This window comes from Yoonia sp. R78084, assembly GCF_044595625.1.
Lineage (GTDB): Bacteria > Pseudomonadota > Alphaproteobacteria > Rhodobacterales > Rhodobacteraceae > Yoonia.
In genome coordinates this window covers 605589-624106 of record NZ_CP138993.1, presented here as the reverse complement: position 1 = coordinate 624106, position 18518 = coordinate 605589, and the positions used below count along the sequence as shown (strand labels likewise).

General features: G+C 58.4%; 21 protein-coding genes and 1 tRNA gene. 12 read left to right on the top strand and 10 right to left on the bottom strand.

All coding sequences use genetic code 11. The features are described 5' to 3' along the window. Window positions 1-15 precede the first annotated feature (15 nt). From glpX to SJY29_RS03290, 8 genes are all read left to right on the top strand, one after another. A complete protein-coding gene (gene glpX / locus SJY29_RS03325; RefSeq protein WP_055294578.1) occupies window positions 16-981 on the top strand; it encodes a class II fructose-bisphosphatase in 966 nt (321 codons plus the stop codon). A gap of 71 nt (window positions 982-1052) precedes the next feature. Continuing rightward, the gene (recJ, locus tag SJY29_RS03320; RefSeq protein ID WP_400086789.1) at window positions 1053-2816 is read left to right on the top strand and encodes a single-stranded-DNA-specific exonuclease RecJ; all 1764 of its coding nucleotides are present in this window, start codon (window positions 1053-1055) and stop codon (window positions 2814-2816) included. A gap of 74 nt (window positions 2817-2890) precedes the next feature. Further along, window positions 2891-2965: transfer RNA gene (locus tag SJY29_RS03315), tRNA-Glu, on the top strand. 277 nt (window positions 2966-3242) lie between these two features. Then, window positions 3243-4040, top strand: a complete 798-nt coding sequence (locus SJY29_RS03310) for a hypothetical protein (protein WP_400086786.1) — start codon at window positions 3243-3245, stop codon at window positions 4038-4040. 137 nt (window positions 4041-4177) lie between these two features. Then, entirely contained in the window at window positions 4178-4606 is a 429-nt protein-coding gene (locus SJY29_RS03305) for a VOC family protein (RefSeq protein ID WP_400086784.1), read from the top strand. A 26-nt stretch (window positions 4607-4632) separates the two neighbouring features. After that, a complete protein-coding gene (locus tag SJY29_RS03300; RefSeq protein ID WP_400086781.1) occupies window positions 4633-5292 on the top strand; it encodes a DUF1194 domain-containing protein in 660 nt (219 codons plus the stop codon). Continuing rightward, window positions 5289-6014, top strand: coding sequence for a DUF1194 domain-containing protein (locus SJY29_RS03295; protein WP_400086778.1), 726 nt, complete (start codon window positions 5289-5291; stop codon window positions 6012-6014). The genes SJY29_RS03300 and SJY29_RS03295 overlap by 4 nt, the downstream gene beginning before the upstream one ends. Further along, window positions 6011-6715 carry a DUF1194 domain-containing protein gene (locus SJY29_RS03290; protein ID WP_400086775.1) on the top strand — a complete coding sequence of 235 codons (705 nt, stop codon included), beginning with the start codon at window positions 6011-6013 and terminating at the stop codon, window positions 6713-6715. The genes SJY29_RS03295 and SJY29_RS03290 overlap by 4 nt, the downstream gene beginning before the upstream one ends. Window positions 6716-6873: 158 nt before the next feature. On the opposite strand, the gene SJY29_RS03285 is transcribed toward SJY29_RS03290, so the two are convergent. The 3 genes from SJY29_RS03285 to SJY29_RS03275 form a co-directional block, all read right to left on the bottom strand. Then, window positions 6874-7395: a MarR family winged helix-turn-helix transcriptional regulator gene (locus SJY29_RS03285; protein WP_110280041.1), complete on the bottom strand. Its 522-nt coding sequence runs from the start codon at window positions 7393-7395 to the stop codon at window positions 6874-6876. Window positions 7396-7474: 79 nt separating this feature from the next. Then, window positions 7475-7747, bottom strand: coding sequence for a succinate dehydrogenase assembly factor 2 (locus tag SJY29_RS03280; RefSeq protein ID WP_400086771.1), 273 nt, complete (start codon window positions 7745-7747; stop codon window positions 7475-7477). Further along, window positions 7740-8135 (bottom strand): helix-turn-helix domain-containing protein, encoded by a 396-nt coding sequence (locus SJY29_RS03275; protein ID WP_110280039.1) that lies wholly within the window; start codon window positions 8133-8135, stop codon window positions 7740-7742. The genes SJY29_RS03280 and SJY29_RS03275 overlap by 8 nt, the downstream gene beginning before the upstream one ends. 82 nt (window positions 8136-8217) lie before the next feature. On the opposite strand from SJY29_RS03275, the gene SJY29_RS03270 reads away from it, so the two are divergent. Both SJY29_RS03270 and SJY29_RS03265 read left to right on the top strand, forming a co-directional pair. Then, window positions 8218-9420 carry a pyridoxal phosphate-dependent aminotransferase gene (locus SJY29_RS03270; protein WP_400086767.1) on the top strand — a complete coding sequence of 401 codons (1203 nt, stop codon included), beginning with the start codon at window positions 8218-8220 and terminating at the stop codon, window positions 9418-9420. Continuing rightward, on the top strand, window positions 9417-9812 hold the full coding sequence (locus SJY29_RS03265) for a hypothetical protein (RefSeq protein ID WP_400086764.1): 396 nt from the start codon (window positions 9417-9419) through the stop codon (window positions 9810-9812). Before SJY29_RS03270 ends, SJY29_RS03265 begins: the two co-directional genes overlap by 4 nt. A 41-nt stretch (window positions 9813-9853) precedes the next feature. On the opposite strand, the gene SJY29_RS03260 is transcribed toward SJY29_RS03265, so the two are convergent. The 7 genes from SJY29_RS03260 to SJY29_RS03230 form a co-directional block, all read right to left on the bottom strand. Beyond that, window positions 9854-10363 (bottom strand): copper chaperone PCu(A)C, encoded by a 510-nt coding sequence (locus SJY29_RS03260; protein WP_400086762.1) that lies wholly within the window; start codon window positions 10361-10363, stop codon window positions 9854-9856. A 67-nt stretch (window positions 10364-10430) separates the two neighbouring features. Continuing rightward, window positions 10431-10793 (bottom strand): hypothetical protein, encoded by a 363-nt coding sequence (locus SJY29_RS03255; RefSeq protein ID WP_400086760.1) that lies wholly within the window; start codon window positions 10791-10793, stop codon window positions 10431-10433. 60 nt (window positions 10794-10853) lie between these two features. After that, window positions 10854-11801 (bottom strand): D-glycerate dehydrogenase, encoded by a 948-nt coding sequence (locus tag SJY29_RS03250; RefSeq protein ID WP_110280034.1) that lies wholly within the window; start codon window positions 11799-11801, stop codon window positions 10854-10856. Beyond that, entirely contained in the window at window positions 11798-12136 is a 339-nt protein-coding gene (locus SJY29_RS03245) for a tRNA-binding protein (protein ID WP_110280033.1), read from the bottom strand. The genes SJY29_RS03250 and SJY29_RS03245 overlap by 4 nt, the downstream gene beginning before the upstream one ends. Next, window positions 12129-12944, bottom strand: coding sequence for a pyrroline-5-carboxylate reductase (gene proC / locus SJY29_RS03240; protein ID WP_110280032.1), 816 nt, complete (start codon window positions 12942-12944; stop codon window positions 12129-12131). The genes SJY29_RS03245 and proC overlap by 8 nt, the downstream gene beginning before the upstream one ends. Window positions 12945-13203: 259 nt before the next feature. After that, window positions 13204-14685, bottom strand: coding sequence for a type IV pili methyl-accepting chemotaxis transducer N-terminal domain-containing protein (locus SJY29_RS03235; protein WP_400086756.1), 1482 nt, complete (start codon window positions 14683-14685; stop codon window positions 13204-13206). 774 nt (window positions 14686-15459) lie between these two features. Beyond that, window positions 15460-15963 carry a YbjN domain-containing protein gene (locus SJY29_RS03230; protein WP_110280264.1) on the bottom strand — a complete coding sequence of 168 codons (504 nt, stop codon included), beginning with the start codon at window positions 15961-15963 and terminating at the stop codon, window positions 15460-15462. Window positions 15964-16199: 236 nt separating this feature from the next. Here SJY29_RS03230 and SJY29_RS03225 point away from each other — a divergent pair, with 236 nt between their 5' ends. Both SJY29_RS03225 and SJY29_RS03220 read left to right on the top strand, forming a co-directional pair. Beyond that, complete coding sequence (locus SJY29_RS03225; RefSeq protein ID WP_400086753.1) at window positions 16200-17231, top strand: M42 family metallopeptidase; 1032 nt, start codon at window positions 16200-16202, stop codon at window positions 17229-17231. A 201-nt stretch (window positions 17232-17432) separates the two neighbouring features. Then, window positions 17433-18218, top strand: coding sequence for a hypothetical protein (locus SJY29_RS03220; RefSeq protein WP_400086750.1), 786 nt, complete (start codon window positions 17433-17435; stop codon window positions 18216-18218). The last annotated feature ends 300 nt before the right edge of the window (window positions 18219-18518 follow it).

Here is an 18518-nt window from a genome sequence, read left to right as displayed (position 1 = left end):
AAAAGGACTTTGCTGATGCCCGCCGCACTTGATTTCAACGATCGCAACCTGTCTCTGGGCCTCGCCCGCGTCTCCGAGGCTGCGGCCATCGCATGCGCCCCGCTGATCGGACGCGGCGACGAAAAGGCGGCAGATCAGGCCGCGGTGGATGCCATGCGCACCCAGTTGAACAAGCTTGATATCGCAGGCGTGGTGGTCATCGGCGAGGGCGAACGCGACGAAGCCCCGATGCTGTTCATCGGTGAGGAAGTGGGCACTGGCAACGGCCCCGGCGTGGATATCGCCCTTGATCCGCTGGAAGGCACGACACTGACCGCAAAAGACATGCCCAACGCGCTGGCCGTGATTGCGATGGGACCGCGCGGGTCGATGCTGCACGCGCCTGACGTCTATATGGACAAGCTCGCTGTCGGCCCCGGCCTGCGCCCCGGCGTTGTGACCCTTGATATGTCCCCCTCCGAGCGTGTCTCGGCGCTCGCCGCCGCCAAAGGCTGTTCGACCAACGATATCACCGTCTGTGTACTGGAACGCCCGCGCCACGAAGACATGATCGCGGAAATCCGCAGCACCGGTGCCGCAATCCGTTTGATCACTGACGGTGACGTGGCCGGTGTGATGCATTGCGCCGAACCCGACGTGACCGGCATTGATATGTATATGGGTTCCGGCGGGGCGCCAGAAGGTGTTCTGGCCGCAGCCGCACTGAAATGCATGGGCGGGCAGATCTTTGGCCGTTTGCTGTTCCGCAACGATGACGAACGTGGCCGCGCCAAGAAAGCAGGCATCACGAATTTCGACCGCGTCTATACCCGCGATGACATGGTGACAGGCGATGTGATCTTTGCTGCGACCGGTGTGACCGACGGATCGCTCGTGCCGGGCATCAAGCGCGAGGTCGGCTTTGTGACCGCTGAAACGATCCTGATGCGCTCCAAGACCGGATCGGTGCGGCGTATGATCTATCGCAACCCAACCAGCTAGACGCGGATTTTTGGCCACGACGCGCAGGAAGCCGTGGCCAAACGCTGGCACACCGCATAGTGTGTCAGGTAATGAATACACCCCTAGATAAACCCGCATTTTTGAATGTGACTGTCTCTGCGACGGGTCGGCGCTGGGTTGGTCCCAGCGTGGAAGAAGACCGGCTGTCAGAGGCGATGGCCCAGGAAACCGGCCTGCCCGCCCCGCTTTGCCGTGTGCTGGTGCGGCGCGGTGTCAGCGCACAGGACGCCCCCGGCTTTCTTGCGCCGACCTTGCGTGACCTTTTGCCGGACCCGCGCGTTCTGAAAGACATGGATGCGGCAACAAAGCGTTTTTTGCAGGCGCTGGATAAGAACGAACGCATCGCCATTTTCGCGGATTATGACGTGGACGGCGGCACCTCGGCGGCCCTGCTCATCTGCTGGCTGCGCGATATGGAGCGGCAAGCGACGCTTTATGTGCCCGACCGGATTGACGAAGGCTACGGCCCCAATGATGAGGCCATGGCCGCCCTTGCGCGCGACCACGATCTGATTATCTGCGTCGATTGCGGCACGCTCTCGCATGGACCGATTGCGGCGGCCAAAGGCGCCGATGTCATCGTGCTCGACCACCATTTGGGCGGCGAGACGCTGCCAGATGCGGTGGCGGTCGTGAACCCCAACAGGCAGGATGAGACAGGCGATCTTGCGCATCTCTGCGCGGCGGCTGTCGTGTTTCTGATGCTGGTCGATGCCAACCGGCAATTGCGCGAAGCAGGCCAGAAAGGCCCCGATCTGATGGCGATGCTTGATCTCGTGGGTCTTGCGACCGTCACCGATGTGGCCCCGCTCATCGGTGTGAACCGCGCCTTTGTGCGCCAAGGGCTGACCGTGATGGCACGGCGTAGCCGCATCGGTTTAACCGCTCTTGCCGATGTTGCAGGGCTTGACCAGGCACCAACCAGCTATCACCTCGGGTTCCTGCTGGGCCCGCGCGTCAACGCCGGCGGGCGCATCGGCAAAGCTGACCTTGGCGCGCGGCTCTTGGCCTGTGACAACCGGCATGAAGCCGAATCGATGGCCGCCAAACTGGACGCGTTAAACACTGAACGCCGCGAGGTCGAAGCGCAGGTGCGCGACATGGCACTGGAGCAGGCCACCGCACGCGGACTTGACGGGCCGCTGGTCTGGGCCGCAGGCGAAGGCTGGCACCCCGGTGTTGTGGGCATCGTCGCCGCACGCCTGAAAGAGGCCACCAACCGCCCCGCCATCGTCATCGGGTTGGATGGCGACGAAGGCAAAGGCTCGGGCCGTTCGGTATCCGGTGTTGATCTGGGGGCTGCAATCCAGCGCACCGCGCAAGAGGGGCTGTTGATCAAAGGCGGCGGGCATAAAATGGCGGCTGGCCTGACCGTTGCGCGCGACAAGCTGGATGAAGCCATGGCGCGTTTGGGCGACCTACTCGCAAAACAGGGGGCCGCTGACATCGGCCCCGCAGACCTCATTATTAGCGGCATCCTGATGCCCGGTGCCGCCACCGTGGACCTGATCAACCAGATTGAGGACGCAGGCCCTTTCGGCGCAGGTGCCCCTGCCCCGCGTTTTGCCTTCCCCGATTGCCAGATCCACTTTGCCAAACAGGTGGGGGCGAACCATCTGAAAATCAGCTTCGGCGATGGCTTGGGCGGGCGGATTGATGGAATCAGTTTCGGCGCAATGGACGGACCAATGGGGCCAATGCTGCTCAATCATAACGGGGCACGGTTCCACCTGGCGGGGCGGCTTGAAATCAATAGCTGGCAAGGCCGGCAGTCCGTGCAATTAAGGCTTGAAGACGCCGCACCCGCCCACTGAAAATAGCCTGCAAAAAACGAAAAAAGCCTCTTGCGCGCCCCGCGTGGTTTCCCTAAAAGCGCCACACCAACTGCGGTCCCTTCGTCTATCGGTTAGGACGCCAGGTTTTCAACCTGGAAAGAGGGGTTCGATTCCCCTAGGGACTGCCATTGGTCCTCCGAAAAATGATTGAGGCGAACGCTGTACCAGCTGCGCGAAAAATAAGGCGCCGATGATTTTTCATGTCTGCGCCCGTTGCTTTCTCCATCTACAGAGCAGCACTGAATAAGCGCCCGCATGCCTGTCAGTGTTCCGCCAACGCCCAGGCCTTCCATTTAAAACGCTTGCTCTCCCCAATATCACAGGGCTACTTTTGCACAAAAGCGTTAGGCGTGGTTGGTTTCGACCCGTGAAGGCGCAAAAGCCATTTCACAAAGGAATAAGACAATGGAAACCGACGTGAAACTGTGCGCACGCATTGCGGATCATATGGCGCAAGCGATAAGAGCCTCGGCAGTCGACACGGTCCCTTGCCAACATGCCATGCTGTCAGGGCTTTTTCCCGACGATGTCTACCAGCGCATGCTGCAAAACATTCCAGCACGAGATGCATTTCGCCCAATGAGCCTTGAGCTTTTCCATGACAAGGACGGTGTTTCCACCCGCGATCTGATTGAATTGCCCGAAATTGGTGTCGCGCGGATCAGCAAAGACCAGCAAAGCCTCTGGTGGGCGGTAGGCGCGGCAATTATGTCGGATAAAGTGAAATCAGCGGTTTTTGACGGGCTTGCCGAAGACCTCGCACCGGTCCTGAACGTCGACATATCACAGGTCAACAATCAAAAGGTCTTTGTCAGCACAGCGCTGCGTTTCGAGACAGAATCCTACTACATGGCACCACATTTTGACGACCTGCCCCGGGTTGCGACCATGCTCATTTACCTGCCCGCGGACGACAGCCTCGATGGTCTGGGCACTTCGCTCTATGATTACGCCCCCAAATGGCAAAGGCCGTTTCGTCCGGCCCATCGTGAACTGCGCCGCGCACCGTTTCTGCCCAATGGCGGTATTTTCTTTTCGGGGAACGGCCGCAAAAAGCGCCCCGGCTGGCACGGGTTTGAACGCGTGGACAAAACAAAACTCGGGGATGCACCGCGCATCAGTTTGTTGACGACATGGTATACCGGAACCAGTGAGACGCATGCCGACACCCCCGATATCCTGCCGGTCATGGCTCATGTCTGACGGTACCTGACCGCCTGCATGGCCAGCAGGAGAGGAACGCGGCCAAACGCGTTCATTCCTCAAAATGACGGCGCGGGCATTTACTGTCCCGCGCGACGGACTAGGCTATTGGAGACAATACCGAAACGGAGCACCAAATGTCCCTGAAATACCTACACACGATGGTCCGCGTCAAAGACCTTGAGAAATCCATCGCCTTTTACGAACTCCTCGGCCTGAAAGAAACACGCCGGATGGACAGTGAAGCCGGGCGTTTCACCCTACTTTTCATGGCGCCACCCGGACAGGAAGAATGCCCTGTTGAACTGACTTACAACTGGGATGGCGATGAGGGGCTGCCCTCGGACAGCCGGCACTTTGGGCATCTTGCCTACCGCGTGTCCAACATCTACGAGGTCTGCCAGCATCTGATGGACAATGGCGTGACCATCAACCGACCGCCCCGCGACGGACATATGGCCTTTGTGCGTTCGCCAGATAACATCTCGATCGAACTTTTGCAGGAAGGCGACAACCTGCCTCCGGCCGAACCTTGGGCCAGCATGGAAAACACGGGCCATTGGTAAAATCCGGCGTCCTGTTCTGCCTTTGCATGGCGGCAGCCCCCGTTGAGGCCTGCCGCCTTGCGCTTGTGCTTGCGCTTGATGTCTCGTCCTCGGTCGATGCCGATGAGGACAGGTTTCAGCGTGGTGGCCTTGCGGCGGCCCTGCTCGCACCCGAGGTGCAAGAGGCCTTTTTCACCAGCCCCGATCCTGTAGCGCTGCAAATCTTTGAGTGGAGCGGAAAGTATAACCAGACCGATCTTTTGAACTGGACGCTAATCCGGTCGCCTGCCGACCTGCTCTTGGCGGCAGAGGCGTTGAACAACAGCACAAGAAGCGTCAGCGATATGCCGACGGCGATGGGCTATGCGCTGGGTTATGCATCCATCAAACTGCGATCCGCCCCACCGTGCCTGTTTCAGACCATTGATATGGCCGGGGATGGCGTCAACAATGACGGCTTTGGTCCCTCGAGCGCCTATAAGGCTTATCCCTTTGATGGGGTCACGGTGAATGGGCTGGCGGTCGCCGCGCCAGACAACACCGCCCGCGACTATTATCTGGCAGAGGTCATCTACGGCCCGAACGCCTTTCTCGAGGTCGCCTACGGCTTTGCCGATTTCGAGGATGCAATGCGTCGTAAACTGGTGCGCGAACTGTCTTCCCAGATTATCGGGCGCGCGCAGGCACGTAGCGAGGCCGAAGGATGATGCGGGTATGCCTGTTTGTGATGCTCTTGCCGGGCATCGCGCAGGCAGCTTGCCGACAGGCGCTTTCGCTTGGTCTGGATGTTTCAAGCTCGGTCGATCAATCCGAATATGAACTTCAGCTTGAAGGGGTGATCGCCGCTTTGAACGCGCCGGTCGTCATAGATATCCTTTTTCTACAACCCGACGCACCGGTCCGCCTGCATGTCTTTGAATGGAGCGGGCCAGTCAATCAAACGGTCATCGTGCCTTGGACAACAATCAACACTCCCGCAGATATCGCGGCCATCAGCGCGCGTCTGCGGGCGCATGAACGGGGCGTGCCCGCACCGACCACAGCTGTCGGATCGGCATTGCTTGCAGGGTTTTCCTATCTGGAAGACCATGCAGATTGCTGGATCCGCACCCTTGATTTGTCAGGCGATGGCGAAACCAATACCGGGCCGCTCCCAGAAGACATTCCGGACAGTGCGACCCCCACAGGTGTCACGGTCAACGGGCTCGTCGTCGGGTCGGGCAACTTTTTTGGCGATCAGGTCAGCCGCACCGCGCTGGCCGATCTCGAAGTCTATTACCGCGAAAATGTCATCCGTGGGCCGGTGGCCTTTGTCGAAGTGGCGCAGAACTTCGACGACTACGCCGCCGCGATGGAGCGCAAGCTCGTGCGCGAGCTTTCCGCCCTGGCGGTTGGTCAGATGGACACCGGGCAAGGTACAGACGGATGATCCGCCTTGCCCTTCTCTTTCTTGCACTGCCCGGCCTTGCCGAGGCGGCCTGTCGGCAGGCACTCGCATTCGGGCTTGATGTATCCGGCTCGGTGGATGCGGTAGAGTACCGCATGCAATTGGATGGCCTGGCCACCGCACTGAACAGCGACGCGGTGCGTGACGTGCTCTTCGACGGGCCCGACGCCCCGATAGATGTGCTTATCTACGAATGGAGCGGTCCCAGCGATCAGACCGTTATCGTCCCGTGGACACAGCTTGCGACACCGGATGATTTGGCCGGCGTGACACTGGCCCTGCGCAACCATCCGCGCAACCCGGCCGCCCCGACCACTGCGATCGGCGCGGCTCTGCTGGCGGGATTCGCTTTTCTGGAACAACGCCCCGCATGTTGGAAACGGACGCTGGATCTTTCAGGGGACGGGTATAACAACGCCGGGCCGCGCCCGCAGGATATCGGCCATATCCACACCCCGACCGGCGCAACGGTCAACGGGCTTGTCATTGGATCCGGCGATGACAGGCGGATTTCCGAGGTTGCGGAATTGTCGGCCTATTATCTGGACGCTGTCGTGCGCGGCCCTGACGCCTTCGTCGAGATAGCACACGGCTTTGCGGATTATGCCGCTGCGATGGAACGTAAACTGCTGCGTGAACTGACCAGTCTGGTCATTGGCGCAGTCACCCCTGAAGCGGACTGATTGGCGCCAGAGGTGCCGCTTATGTTGAAGACGGGCCGCCACATCCCGTGACGACCCGCAAAACCACAATGATCGTTAATAACACCGCGCAAAAGGAACATCGGCTGGACGAACAAATCAACCGCGCTGACCAAGACCTTTTGCCGCAACCTATGCGATCAATAGATGTAGCGGATCTGTTCAGTCCAATAACGCTCCACCCGCCTCAACGCTCCGGTAATATCTTCAACACCCTTTTGGTCCAGCACGCCACGATCCATCAGACCCTCGGAATGGGTCCGGAACAACCGCGCTACCAGAACGTGCACACCGCGCCCTTTTTCCGTCAGCCGCACGCGGACAGAACGGCGGTCGATTTCGCTGCGCTGATGGTGCATGTAACCGGCGTCCACAAGTTTCTTGAGGTTATAGGACACGTTCGAACCCTGATAATATCCCCGCGATTTCAGCTCGCCCGCCGTGACCTCATTATCGCCGACATTGAACAGCAGCAAAGCCTGCACAGGGTTGATCTCGAGCAGACCGACGCGTTCAAACTCATCCTTGATCACATCAAGCAGCAGACGGTGCAATCGCTCAACAAGGTTCAAGGCATCAAGGTAGGAATCCATGAAGGCCACACTGCGCGCGCCCGGCAGGTCGGTCGTTCCGACGTCGTCCAAATCGGTATGAATGCTCATAAATCTGTTGCTCCATTTGATCTCCGCAATTTGGGATAAAACGAAACAACCAATATTCGGTTAAGCACAGTCCGCCTCTTTATGCGGGCCGCGTGACCCCTTCTGCCTCTGCCGAAATCCGTGTCACAAGATCAAGGTACTCGGGGGGTGTCGGAAACTGTCCGCCAATCCAGCAATAGATGTCGTGATCATTCTCGGACAAGAGCCGGTCATAGAGTGCCAAGCCCTCATCAGAGAACTCTGCCAGATGCGCGTCGGCAAAGGCCGACAGGATCAGATCCATTTCCTTGATCCCGCGCCGCATGGATCGCATCCGCAGGCGCTTGATCATTGTCTCACGTGTCTCAGACATCTTGGTCCTTCAAGGCTTTGCGCAGGCGCTTTTCCAGCCGCCCCAGTTTTTCACTCGATTGCTGCATCTGGCCGCGCAGCACACGCATCTCGGCCAGCAGATCAACCAGATCACTGGTCAAGGCGGCTTCGCTATCGGGGGCGTCGGGGCCTTCACCTTCGCCGGTCAAGAGCCAGCTCATCGACACACCTATAACACCCGATACCATCTGCAAACGGTTCGCGCGGGGTTCCTTGGTGTCGTTCTCCCAAGCCGCAATTGTGTTCGGTTTCACGCCCAGCTTCTCGGCCAGTGCTTGCTGCGTCAGGCCTGCCGCCTCACGTGCCCCCGCCAGACGGTCGCCAAATGTGGCAATCTCTTCGCTGTACCAGTCCTGATCACTCGCCATCGGTTGCTCCTTCAATTGCTTGCCATGGGGCAGTCTTGCATCCTATGTCATAGACAGCGCCTTTTTACCACCGGATGATCCTATGACCTTTCTTTCTGCGACACTGTCTCGCGTCAAACCGTCCCCCACAATCGCCGTCACGACAAAGGCCGCCGAACTGAAGGCCGCGGGCCGCGATGTGATCGGCCTTGGCGCGGGCGAGCCTGATTTCGACACGCCCCAGAACATCAAGGACGCCGCCGTCGCGGCCATTGCGGCAGGCAAAACGAAATACACCGCAGTTGATGGTATCCCCGAATTGAAAGAGGCGATCTGCGCCAAATTCAAGCGCGACAATGATCTGGCCTATACCCCCGCGCAGGTCACCGTCGGCACAGGCGGCAAGCAGGTTCTCTATAATGCCTTCATGGCCACCCTGAACCCCGGTGACGAGGTCATCATCCCTGCCCCCTATTGGGTCAGCTATCCTGATATGGTGCTCTTGGCGGGTGGTACACCGGTGACGGTTGAGGCCTCGCTGGAAGCAAACTTCAAAATCACCGCAGACCAGCTTGAGGCAGCGATTACGCCCAAGACAAAATGGTTCCTGTTCAACTCGCCTTCCAACCCGACAGGTGCAGGCTATAGCTGGTCCGAACTGAAAGCGCTGACGGACGTCTTGCTGCGCCATCCCCATGTCTGGATCATGACCGACGATATGTACGAGCATCTGGCCTACGGCAATTTCAAATTCTGCACGCCCGCACAGGTCGAACCGCAGCTTTACGACCGCACGCTGACAGTGAATGGCGTCTCCAAAGCCTATGCCATGACAGGCTGGCGCATCGGTTATGCGGCAGGACCGGAAGAGCTGATCAAAGCGATGCGCAAGGTACAATCGCAATCCACCTCGAATCCCTGCTCCGTCAGCCAATATGCAGCGGTCGAGGCCCTGAACGGGACGCAGGATTTCCTTGCCCCGAACAACACGCTGTTCGAACGCCGCCGCGATCTGGTGGTCGAAATGCTCAACAAGGCACCCGGAATTGTCTGCCCGAAACCCGAAGGCGCGTTCTATGTCTACCCGTCCATCGCAGGCTGCATCGGCAAGACCTCGGCGGCGGGCACGGTGATCGACAATGATGAAACATTCGCAACGGCACTGCTGGAAGAAACAGGCGTCGCAGTCGTCTTTGGCGCGGCCTTTGGCCTGTCCCCCAATTTCCGTGTCAGCTATGCCACGTCTGATGCAGCACTCAAAGAGGCCTGCCAGCGGATCATCACCTTCTGCGAAGGCCTGACATGACAGACCTGCCCGAGCTTTATTTCCGCATCCGCGAGAATGGCGCAGCAGTGTTCCGGATCAACACCGCAAACCGCGAACGCCGCATCGAGATGGAACAGATCGCCGTCGTGAACACAAACCGAGGCGATTTCAAACCACACGGCGACGCGACGCTGAGTCCGGACGAAGAGCGCGTCATCGGCGATTGGCTCAAAGCACGCCTGAACCTGCTGGCAGCGCGTGACATGGAGAATATCCATCGCGCAATCGACCATCTGAACCTGACGGCACACTGGGCGCAGGCCAAAGCGACGGATGCGCAGTTGGAACAGGTCACGGATGATCTCTTGATGGCCATGCATGATCTGCGCAGCGTGCTGGTGCGCAAAAAGGCGGATCGCCTGCAAGGCTAGGGTACGGCGGGCCACATAGGCGGCGGCCCGCCATCAGGCAATCAGTTGCCCATTTGATGCGTGCTGTGGTCCATGTCACCGTGGTTCATCCCACCATGATCATTCATGCCACGCGCTTCGACAGTGAACATAACGTCTATCCGACCTGCGTTCTCGAAAACCAGCGTTGCGGGCACCTGTTCGTCAACCTCGAACGGATCACCGCCAAGGCCCATGAACATCACATGAAAGCCGCCAGGCTGCAGCGTCACAGTTTCACCGGCGGGCAGCGTAAGCCCCTCTTCCAGATGGATCATGCGGGCCACATCGCCGTCCATTTCGGTGGTGTGGACTTCGACACGCGGAAAGTCTGCCTCCACCGCAAGCAGCCGATCCGCTGTGTCGCCGGTATTCGTGATGGTCATGAACCCACCAGCCGTTTGCGCGGTCTGCGCGGTTTCAAAAGCCATCGGATGGTCGATCACAAGATCACCGATCTTGTATTCATGTGCGGTTGCAGTGGACGCAAATACGCTAAGGGCGGCAACAGCCGCGTAGGACATAAGTTTCATAAGAGTATCTCCAATGTGCGGTCCCTTCCCGGGCCGCGGGTGTTTGATCATTTCAGTGAGGGAAAGATCAAACCATTGGCGGCGCGCGCACCGGACACGCGGGGTTCGCAGCGGGTGCGAACGGCGCAGGTGCGGCATAACGCCCGACCTGCAGCAGATTTGCTTCAAGTTCTGAGGGGGAAAGTATCGCAGCAGTTGGGACGACGGCCCCGTAGACCAATCGGCAAGCGTCACAATGGCCGCCACCAGCGTCCGCTTGACCCGTATCGTTACAGATATCGCCCAGCGCACCACCGGCCGCCACATAGGCAAGCAGGCTGTCATCGACCTCGGGTGTCGCAAAGCGATGCGCAAAACCCGCGCCCGCCATCGCGACAAGTACCGCGAAGGTCAGAAAAAGCCGGCTGAACTGATAAGCTAGGTGACGCATGTTACGGTCGATATAGCCCCTGCGCGCGTCGCGATCCAGACCCGTTCTGCGGGCAATCCGTCACACGGCCTGCGGCAACGGGCGCCCTTCTTCCCATGCGATGATATTGTCCAGCGCCATCTGGCCCATTGCTTCACGGATTTCAAGCGCGGCCGTGCCCAGATGCGGCAGCAGCACGACGTTCTCCAGCGCGCGGAACGCATCCGGCACATGAGGTTCATGTTCAAACACATCAAGGCCTGCGCCTGCAATCTGGCCCGCCTGCAAGGCTGCAATCAACGCCGCCTCGTCCACAACATCCCCGCGCGCGATATTGACGAAGATCCCCGTAGGCTTCATCGCAGCCAATGCAGCGGCATCAATCATATGCGTGTTCTCGCCGCCCCCGGGGACCGTGACCACGATTATATCGCATGCGCCCATCAATGCCGTCAGGCTTTCGACCTGTTCGGCGGGGAAATCCACAGTCTTGGGAGAGCGGTTATAGAATTTCACCGGCATCTCGAACCCGTAATGACAGCGCCGCGCCACAGCCTGCCCGATCCGGCCCATACCGACGATCCCGACGGTCTTGCCCGTCACATGGGTGCCCAGCATCTGCGTCGGGCCCCAGCCGGTCCATTGATCGGCACGCACCAACCGCTCGCCCTCGCCTGCCCTGCGGCAAACGGACAGGATCAGGGTCAGCCCGATATCGGCGGTGGCATCCGTCACCACATTGGGTGTGTTTGAGACAAGCACACCGGCCATACCCGCGGCCTCCACATCAATGTGGTTATACCCCACCCCGAAATTCGCCAGCACCTTGCACCGCAGATCACCAATAAAGGCCTCGGCAGTAAACTGATCCCCCAAAGTCGGCAAAATCGCATCATACTCCGCCAGGGCCTGCGCCGCCTCAACCATCGTCAGACCCACGGCAGTATCACGCACAGTCACGTCAAAACGCGCACGGGCGGCAGCCAGATTGGCCTCGGGCAGTTGGCGGGTGATCAGCAGTTTTTTCAATGTAGACGTCCTCCTAGGGGTACGGGGTGGTCCGGGCCGATCAAGACGATTTCGCCGTCCGCGTCCGGCAGGCCCAGCACCAGAACTTCAGACATGAACTTGCCAATCTGGCGGGGCGGAAAATTCACAACAGCCATCACCTGACGGCCAACCAGAGCCTCAGGCGCGTAATGCGCGGTGATCTGGGCCGAGGTCTTTTTCTCACCGATATCCCCGCCGAAATCGATCCAGAGTTTGATCGCGGGCTTACGGGCTTCGGGAAAGGCTTCGGCGCGCAGGACGGTGCCGACGCGCACATCGACCTTCAGGAAATCGTCAAAGGAAATCTCACCCATTCGCCAACTCGCGCGACCGGTTCGCCGCCGCCGCAACCGCGCGGCGCAACAGATGCGGAAACCCTGTCTTGGCGTCCATCAGCACCTCAAGTGCGGCCTGCGTGGTGCCATTGGGCGACGTCACATTCGTGCGCAACTGCGCGGGGTTTTCATCCGATTGCTCGGCCAGATCACCCGCACCGGCGACAGTGGCTTTGGCAAGCTGCATCGAAAGCTCTGCCGACAAACCCTGCGCCATGCCGGCAGCGGCCAAGGATTCAATCAAATGGAACACATAAGCCGGACCCGAGCCCGAGATTGCCGTGACCGCATCCATCTGGTCTTCTGCGTCCAGCCGGACAACATCGCCTACCGACAGCATAAGCGCCTCGGACAGGTCCAGATGATCCGCTTGCACCATTTCATTCCCGATGATCGCGGTGATGCCACGTCCGATAGAGGCGGGCGTGTTGGGCATGGCACGCACAATCGGTGTCTTTGGACCGAGGACCGCCTCAAAAGTGCTGATCGGGGTGCCCGCAGCGACCGAGATGACCAATGTCTTGCCGTTGCCCAAGGATTTCACGTCAGGCAGCGCCTCGGCCATCATCTGCGGTTTGACCGCGATGATCGCGACGGCCGGATTAGGCGGGATCTGTCCGCCGATGGCCACACCCTGTTCCTTGAGCCAATCCGATGGATTGGGGTCAATCACCCAAACTGACGTCGGCGGCAATCCGGTGCGTAACCACCCTTCCAACATAGCCGACCCCATCTTGCCGCAGCCCAACAACACAAGCCCGCGTTTCGCAACATCAGTCATATTCATTGATGCACCTCTCGAATAACTATCAATAGGTTAGCCAAGCCGAAGGGCAGTTGGAAGATGCGTTCTGCGAATAAGAGAGGTGATGACAGACGACTTTGATAGGTATGCCCATGCGTTGTGTCAGGTGCGACCGCCACTTGCCGCGCTTGCGCGAGGTATCGCAACAACGCCAAGACGACAGATCACACAAAAAACCCCGCCGTGCTCAGCCTAAATAGCTGAAATCACGACGGGGCTGCTGTCTTGCGTGCGGGGTCGCTTACATCAGGTTCTGTACATTGATACCAAATGTGACCGCACCAATCACTTCACCGGTTTCAGGATCTGTGATCGACATTGAACCCTGCGACTGGTAAAAACCGGTACTGTCGTCGAACTCGACTTCGCTGATGTGCAAAGCATCTGCACCGACTGAGTAGGTTTCCTGCCATTTCGCTTCGTCGCCCTGCCAGTAATCGGAGGTGACAGCACTCTGCGCCACGTTCAGACCTTTGTTGTCCATGACGAAGACTTCCGTCACAAAACCTGCAGTCGCTTCCTGCTGTTCAAGCAACCAGGCAGACACCGGTGCCGACAGGAGTTTATCAACCAGTGGCCCGCCACCTGCGCTCGCTTCCGCACGCCATTGCTGGTCAAGTGCGATCACTTCATCTTCTGACAAGCCATCATGCGCTGCGTTCTGCGCCTTGATCGCTGCGATCATGTCCGGATTTGTGAGCCAGTTGCTCAGTTCTTCACGGGCGTAGGCCTCAAGCGGCACGCGATAGACACCGTCCTGACCGGGCGTCGCGATAAGGTAGAGTGTGATGGTATTGTTCATCGCGATCGACAGCGCATCCGACAAAGCGGCTGCGGCATCGACATCTTGGGAGGATGGTGTCTGCCCGGCCAAAGCCGCCTCGAAGATCCCGCGCTGGTCGAGCCAGATCTGGTAGGTGCTCTCAAGGCTGGCACGAACGGCATCATTCGGCGGAGGATTGATGCCCGCACCCGGGAAGCCGTCGCGCAGCGCAAGAAGCGTTTGCTGGAACTGATCGACAGATGTTGCCAATTCCTGCTGCGCATCCCCGGACGCCGTACCAGTTGCAAGTTCACACATTGCACGGGACATGCGATAGGCAAGGGCGCGCTGTCTGACGGCAAAGTTCAGAACAGTCGCGTCACTCTGCAAAAGCTGCAACGGGTCAGTGTACTGCCCGGCAACAACGGCTGCCAACACTTCGGTCTGTTCGAACAGGTCGGCATATCCTGCTTTGATTGTTGCGGCATCATCATCTGTGCCCGCACCGGATGCCAAACGCTGCGCCGCTGCATCCAGCGGCCCCCAGAATTCTGCGGTGGTGGTCAAGGCGTTCAGCGTGCGCGCACTGCCTTCAGCACCCGGCATGCCAAGGGCGGCGTTCCCGTTCATCAAGCCATCAATGATTTTGTCAAAGTCCGCGCGTACAGAGGCCAGTTGCACTTGTGCGCTCTCGGCACCGATTCCGGCATTCACCCGGCAACTGGCAGACGCCACTGCTTCAGTCAGTGTACGCAGGCTGGCTGAGCGGTTAACCCGGGCCTTCCCGCCATTGTAAAGAGACTGGTCAATGCGCTGTGCCACTGCGGGCTCTGCGGTAAAGATGCCCGCGGACGGCGCAGCCGTCACGGCAAGCGCAACTAACGCGATTTTCGAAACGCCGCGCAGCTGTGATGCGGGGCTCTTGATCTTGCGGGGGCTTGTCTTGTCTTTGATTAGCATTGCATGGTTCCTAGCTTATAAAATTCACTTATTGACCTACGATCAACAAGTTAGCTCCCGCATGAGCTGCGGTTCGCTGCACAAAATTTGATCATCCACCGTATTGGAGACCCGGACCTTCAGGTGACGGTTGATCGCACGGTTACGGTCGGCGTTTTTGCGGGCACGTGGTGCCACTGCGCGAAAGTTGACCGACGATCTTTCGGCGCTTCCAATCCAACGCGCCCCAACAATGCCTGACACATCTGCAAGGGACCGCGACGAAGTTGAAAAACGACCATAGGAAAATGCGCGCACTGCCTCGGAGAATTCGCGAGCGGTCTTGCGTATATATGTCAACACTTCATCTCCCTAAGTTCAGGGCAGCTACCAAAGACCCGAAACAGGTCTGTCCAGAGGCAAGCCACGCATCAAATCCATTCACTACTCGTCACATCTCACTTTGCGATACAAAGCAGAGTATTTAGCTATAATTGTGTCCAGTTCGTGGTTGTTTTCGAAACTTTTTGGGGCAGGCCGACACCCGCAAGACCGCGCCTGCAAAGCCTGTAAAACTGTAGCTTTCACTGATTTATCCAGCCTTATGCTGCGAATAAGCCATTGAGGTGACAAGGTTCTTGGCCGCTTGCATGTATGGCGAACTGTGCATGTCTACGCGTCAATCAGCGGCGTGTCATATGTGGCCGGAAACAGCGGCAAATCCTGTCGTAAAAACAAAAAGAGCAGGCCAACGGCGTGGCCTGCCCCTTTTCAAGAAGACCGTCTTTTGTGCGGTTACGCGCGCCCGTAGGCCCCGCCGATCGCCACCTGCACGGCCTCTTCAGGCGTGCGCTCGGCCCATGTGACCAACTGGATTGCAGGGTAATACTGCTCGCAAGCTGCCACAGCGGCGCCGATCATCGTATCAATCTGGTCCGGCCCCGCAACCTGATCACCCGCAAGCATCAGCCCGTAGCGGTACACCATCAGGTTTTGCTCGGCCCACCACGTAAAGGCCCCCGCCCAGCAGCGGTCGTTGATCGTGTTGAGCGTCTCATAGAGCGCCGGCATCCTGTCTGCGGGGGGCTCCATATCAAAGGTGCAGATCAGGCGCAGGGTCTCGTCATAGGCAGACCAAGCCAGCGTGATAGAGTATGTGCGCCACTGGCCTTCAACGGCCATGGCGATCTGGTCGTCATGGATGCGGTCAAATTCCCATGCATGGTGTTCTGCGATGTGCTCCACCAGATCAATAGGGTGAAGATCATCAGCCTCAAGGTAATGTTCGGACAATGCCATATGCTCGGCCTCACTGCTTTGGCGCATGGGTCATGGCAGTGCCCAAGCGCTAGGTGCCTGCTCTAGGGGCGGTGTTGTTCACGTTTATCCCCTACTACATATCGTGGCCCGTAAAAGACGCAGCTGTAAAGCAATTTTTTGGGGATAAGTGATGTGACACAAAAAATTCATGTGGATAATTGCCTTCTGCCCAGCCAGCGCGCACTTTGATGCTGCGCGACACAAAGGAGCACCCGATGAACACCGACCTTCTCAAACGACTTTGCGAAATGCCCGGCGTGCCCGGACATGAAGAACGGGTCCGTGACCTGATCATTTCGGAAATCGAAGGTCTTTTCGATCACATTGAAACCGATCCCATGGGTTCGCTTCTGTGCCGCCGCGATGCCAAGAAGAAAGGCGCACCCAAGATCATGCTGCTCTGCCATATGGACGAGATCGGCTTTCTGGTCAGCCACATCGACAAAAGCGGCTTTCTCTATCTCCAGCCTGTTGGCGGCTTTGACCCCCGCAACCTTTTCTCGCGCCGTGTGCTGGTCTGCACCGATCAGGGCGATTTCAAAGGGGTGATGAACCCCGGCGGCAAACCGGTCCATATCTCGGCCCCCGAGGACCGCAAGAAAGTGCCTGAAATCGGGGAATTCTTCGTCGATCTGGGTATGGGCAAAGCCGCAAAGGATATCGTGAAAATCGGCGACTACGTCGTCATGGATGAACCTTTTCTGGAAATGGGCGATAAATTCGTCTCCAAGGCGCTGGATAACCGTATCGCCTGCTGGCTTGGGATCGAGGCGATCAAGGCTTTGGGGAAAAAAGGGCGCGGTGCCGAGATTCACGTGGCCTTTACCTGTCAGGAAGAGGTCGGATTGCGTGGCGCACGCACCGCCGCCTATGCGATCAAACCCGACATCGGGCTGGGCATCGACGTGACACTGGCCTGCGATACACCCGGCATCCCAGAAAAGGATGCCACGACACATCAGGGCAAAGGGTTCGGCCTGCACGTGCGCGACAGCTCGTTCATCGCCGACAAAGCACTGGTGGCCGACATCGAAGCGCTCGCGATCAAGAAAAAGATCCCCTACCAGCGCACGATGCTCGCTGCAGGCGGACAGGACGGTGCAGCCGCCCAACAAGCGGCCGCAGGTGCGCGCGCGGTGGGGATCGTGGTCGGTACACGCTATATCCACACAGTCACCGAGATGGTCGCAAAAGACGATTTGCAGGCAGCACTGGATATTCTGGTGGCGTATCTGGCGGAGTTTTAAGGGTAGGACGGGTCAAACCCGGATACCCTCAAGAGATTAGTCTTCCTTCGGTGCTCTGCGCAGACAACCCGACGCATTTCCCAGAGCATAGATCAAACGGTGATCCTATACTTGCACGACTGTGTCACAGCGCACAGATAATATTGCAGCCTTTCTCAACCTATACGTGTGCTATCCTGCACAGAAACTAGGAGAGATTTAATGAACGATGTATTTAGCATGTTCCTGCGAAACCTGTTGAGCGACGATGCGCTTTTACGCAAATTCCTTGCGGATCCTGTGACAATCGGCGGCAACGCCGGTCTCAGCAAGGCGCAATGGTCGGTTCTGCGCCGTGTGATGGTCGAGGCAAGTACAGCCTCTACAAACGGGTATTCCGTTGTACGCCCGTTGTCCGGATACCGTCAGGCCGCGAAAATGCTGTATAATGTGATGCGGCAGCAAAGTATCAGCGCGCTTGCATCCCCCGAGGCCTGTGCCGGAACGGTTTCGATTGCCGTAAGCTGGGGCCCGGACCCGGCTAACCCCGGGCAATCCCCTTTCCAGAACATCGCTGTTTGGCAAAGCGCACCGCTGGCTGGGCCTGCTCTGATTTCAGACATAATGGATCAGATCACACGCAGCCATCAGCCCAGCGTATCTTCGTCACAAGGGGGTAATTTTGTATTGAGCTTTGCCGATGATCACCAGTTTGATCCCAAGCGGATCATCGGATCGTTCGATATTCATGGGACAACCTATACGGCACCTCCACAGGCGCTTACATCGCATGCACCGTTCTGGTTCTGGTCGATCAACGGCTATCCAAACCCACATGACTCTGGCTCTTTGGGCGAAAGCTATGCCACCAAAATGGTAAATCCGGGCGATACCAAAATGGTGAATCCGGGCGATGTCGTCTATTGGGACTGCGTCGCACCCGGCCCGCAATACGGCTTTCCGGCCTGTGCGCCGACCGACGGGATGCATACCCAGAACCTCGTCTAGACACCGGGTGTTTGAAACGACAGCGATGATGTCCTTTGCCAGACGTCATCGCTATTTGTTTTCCAAAATCCCGTCGCTTACCGGACTTGTGGAAAACAGCACCCGTTATCTCCACTCGGTGACCAAGAAGGTCACGACGAAAGACTGAGCAGTGCTGCTGAGTAATCTGGTATCATCTTTGGGCGGGTCTTAGGGGAAGGTCGGCTGTGCGGATTTTTTTAGGCCTTGGTTCGATGTGCGCCAAGGTCCGTTTAGGCGAGCTGTTCAAGGAACGGTGGTTTTGGGAACACATATACTGAA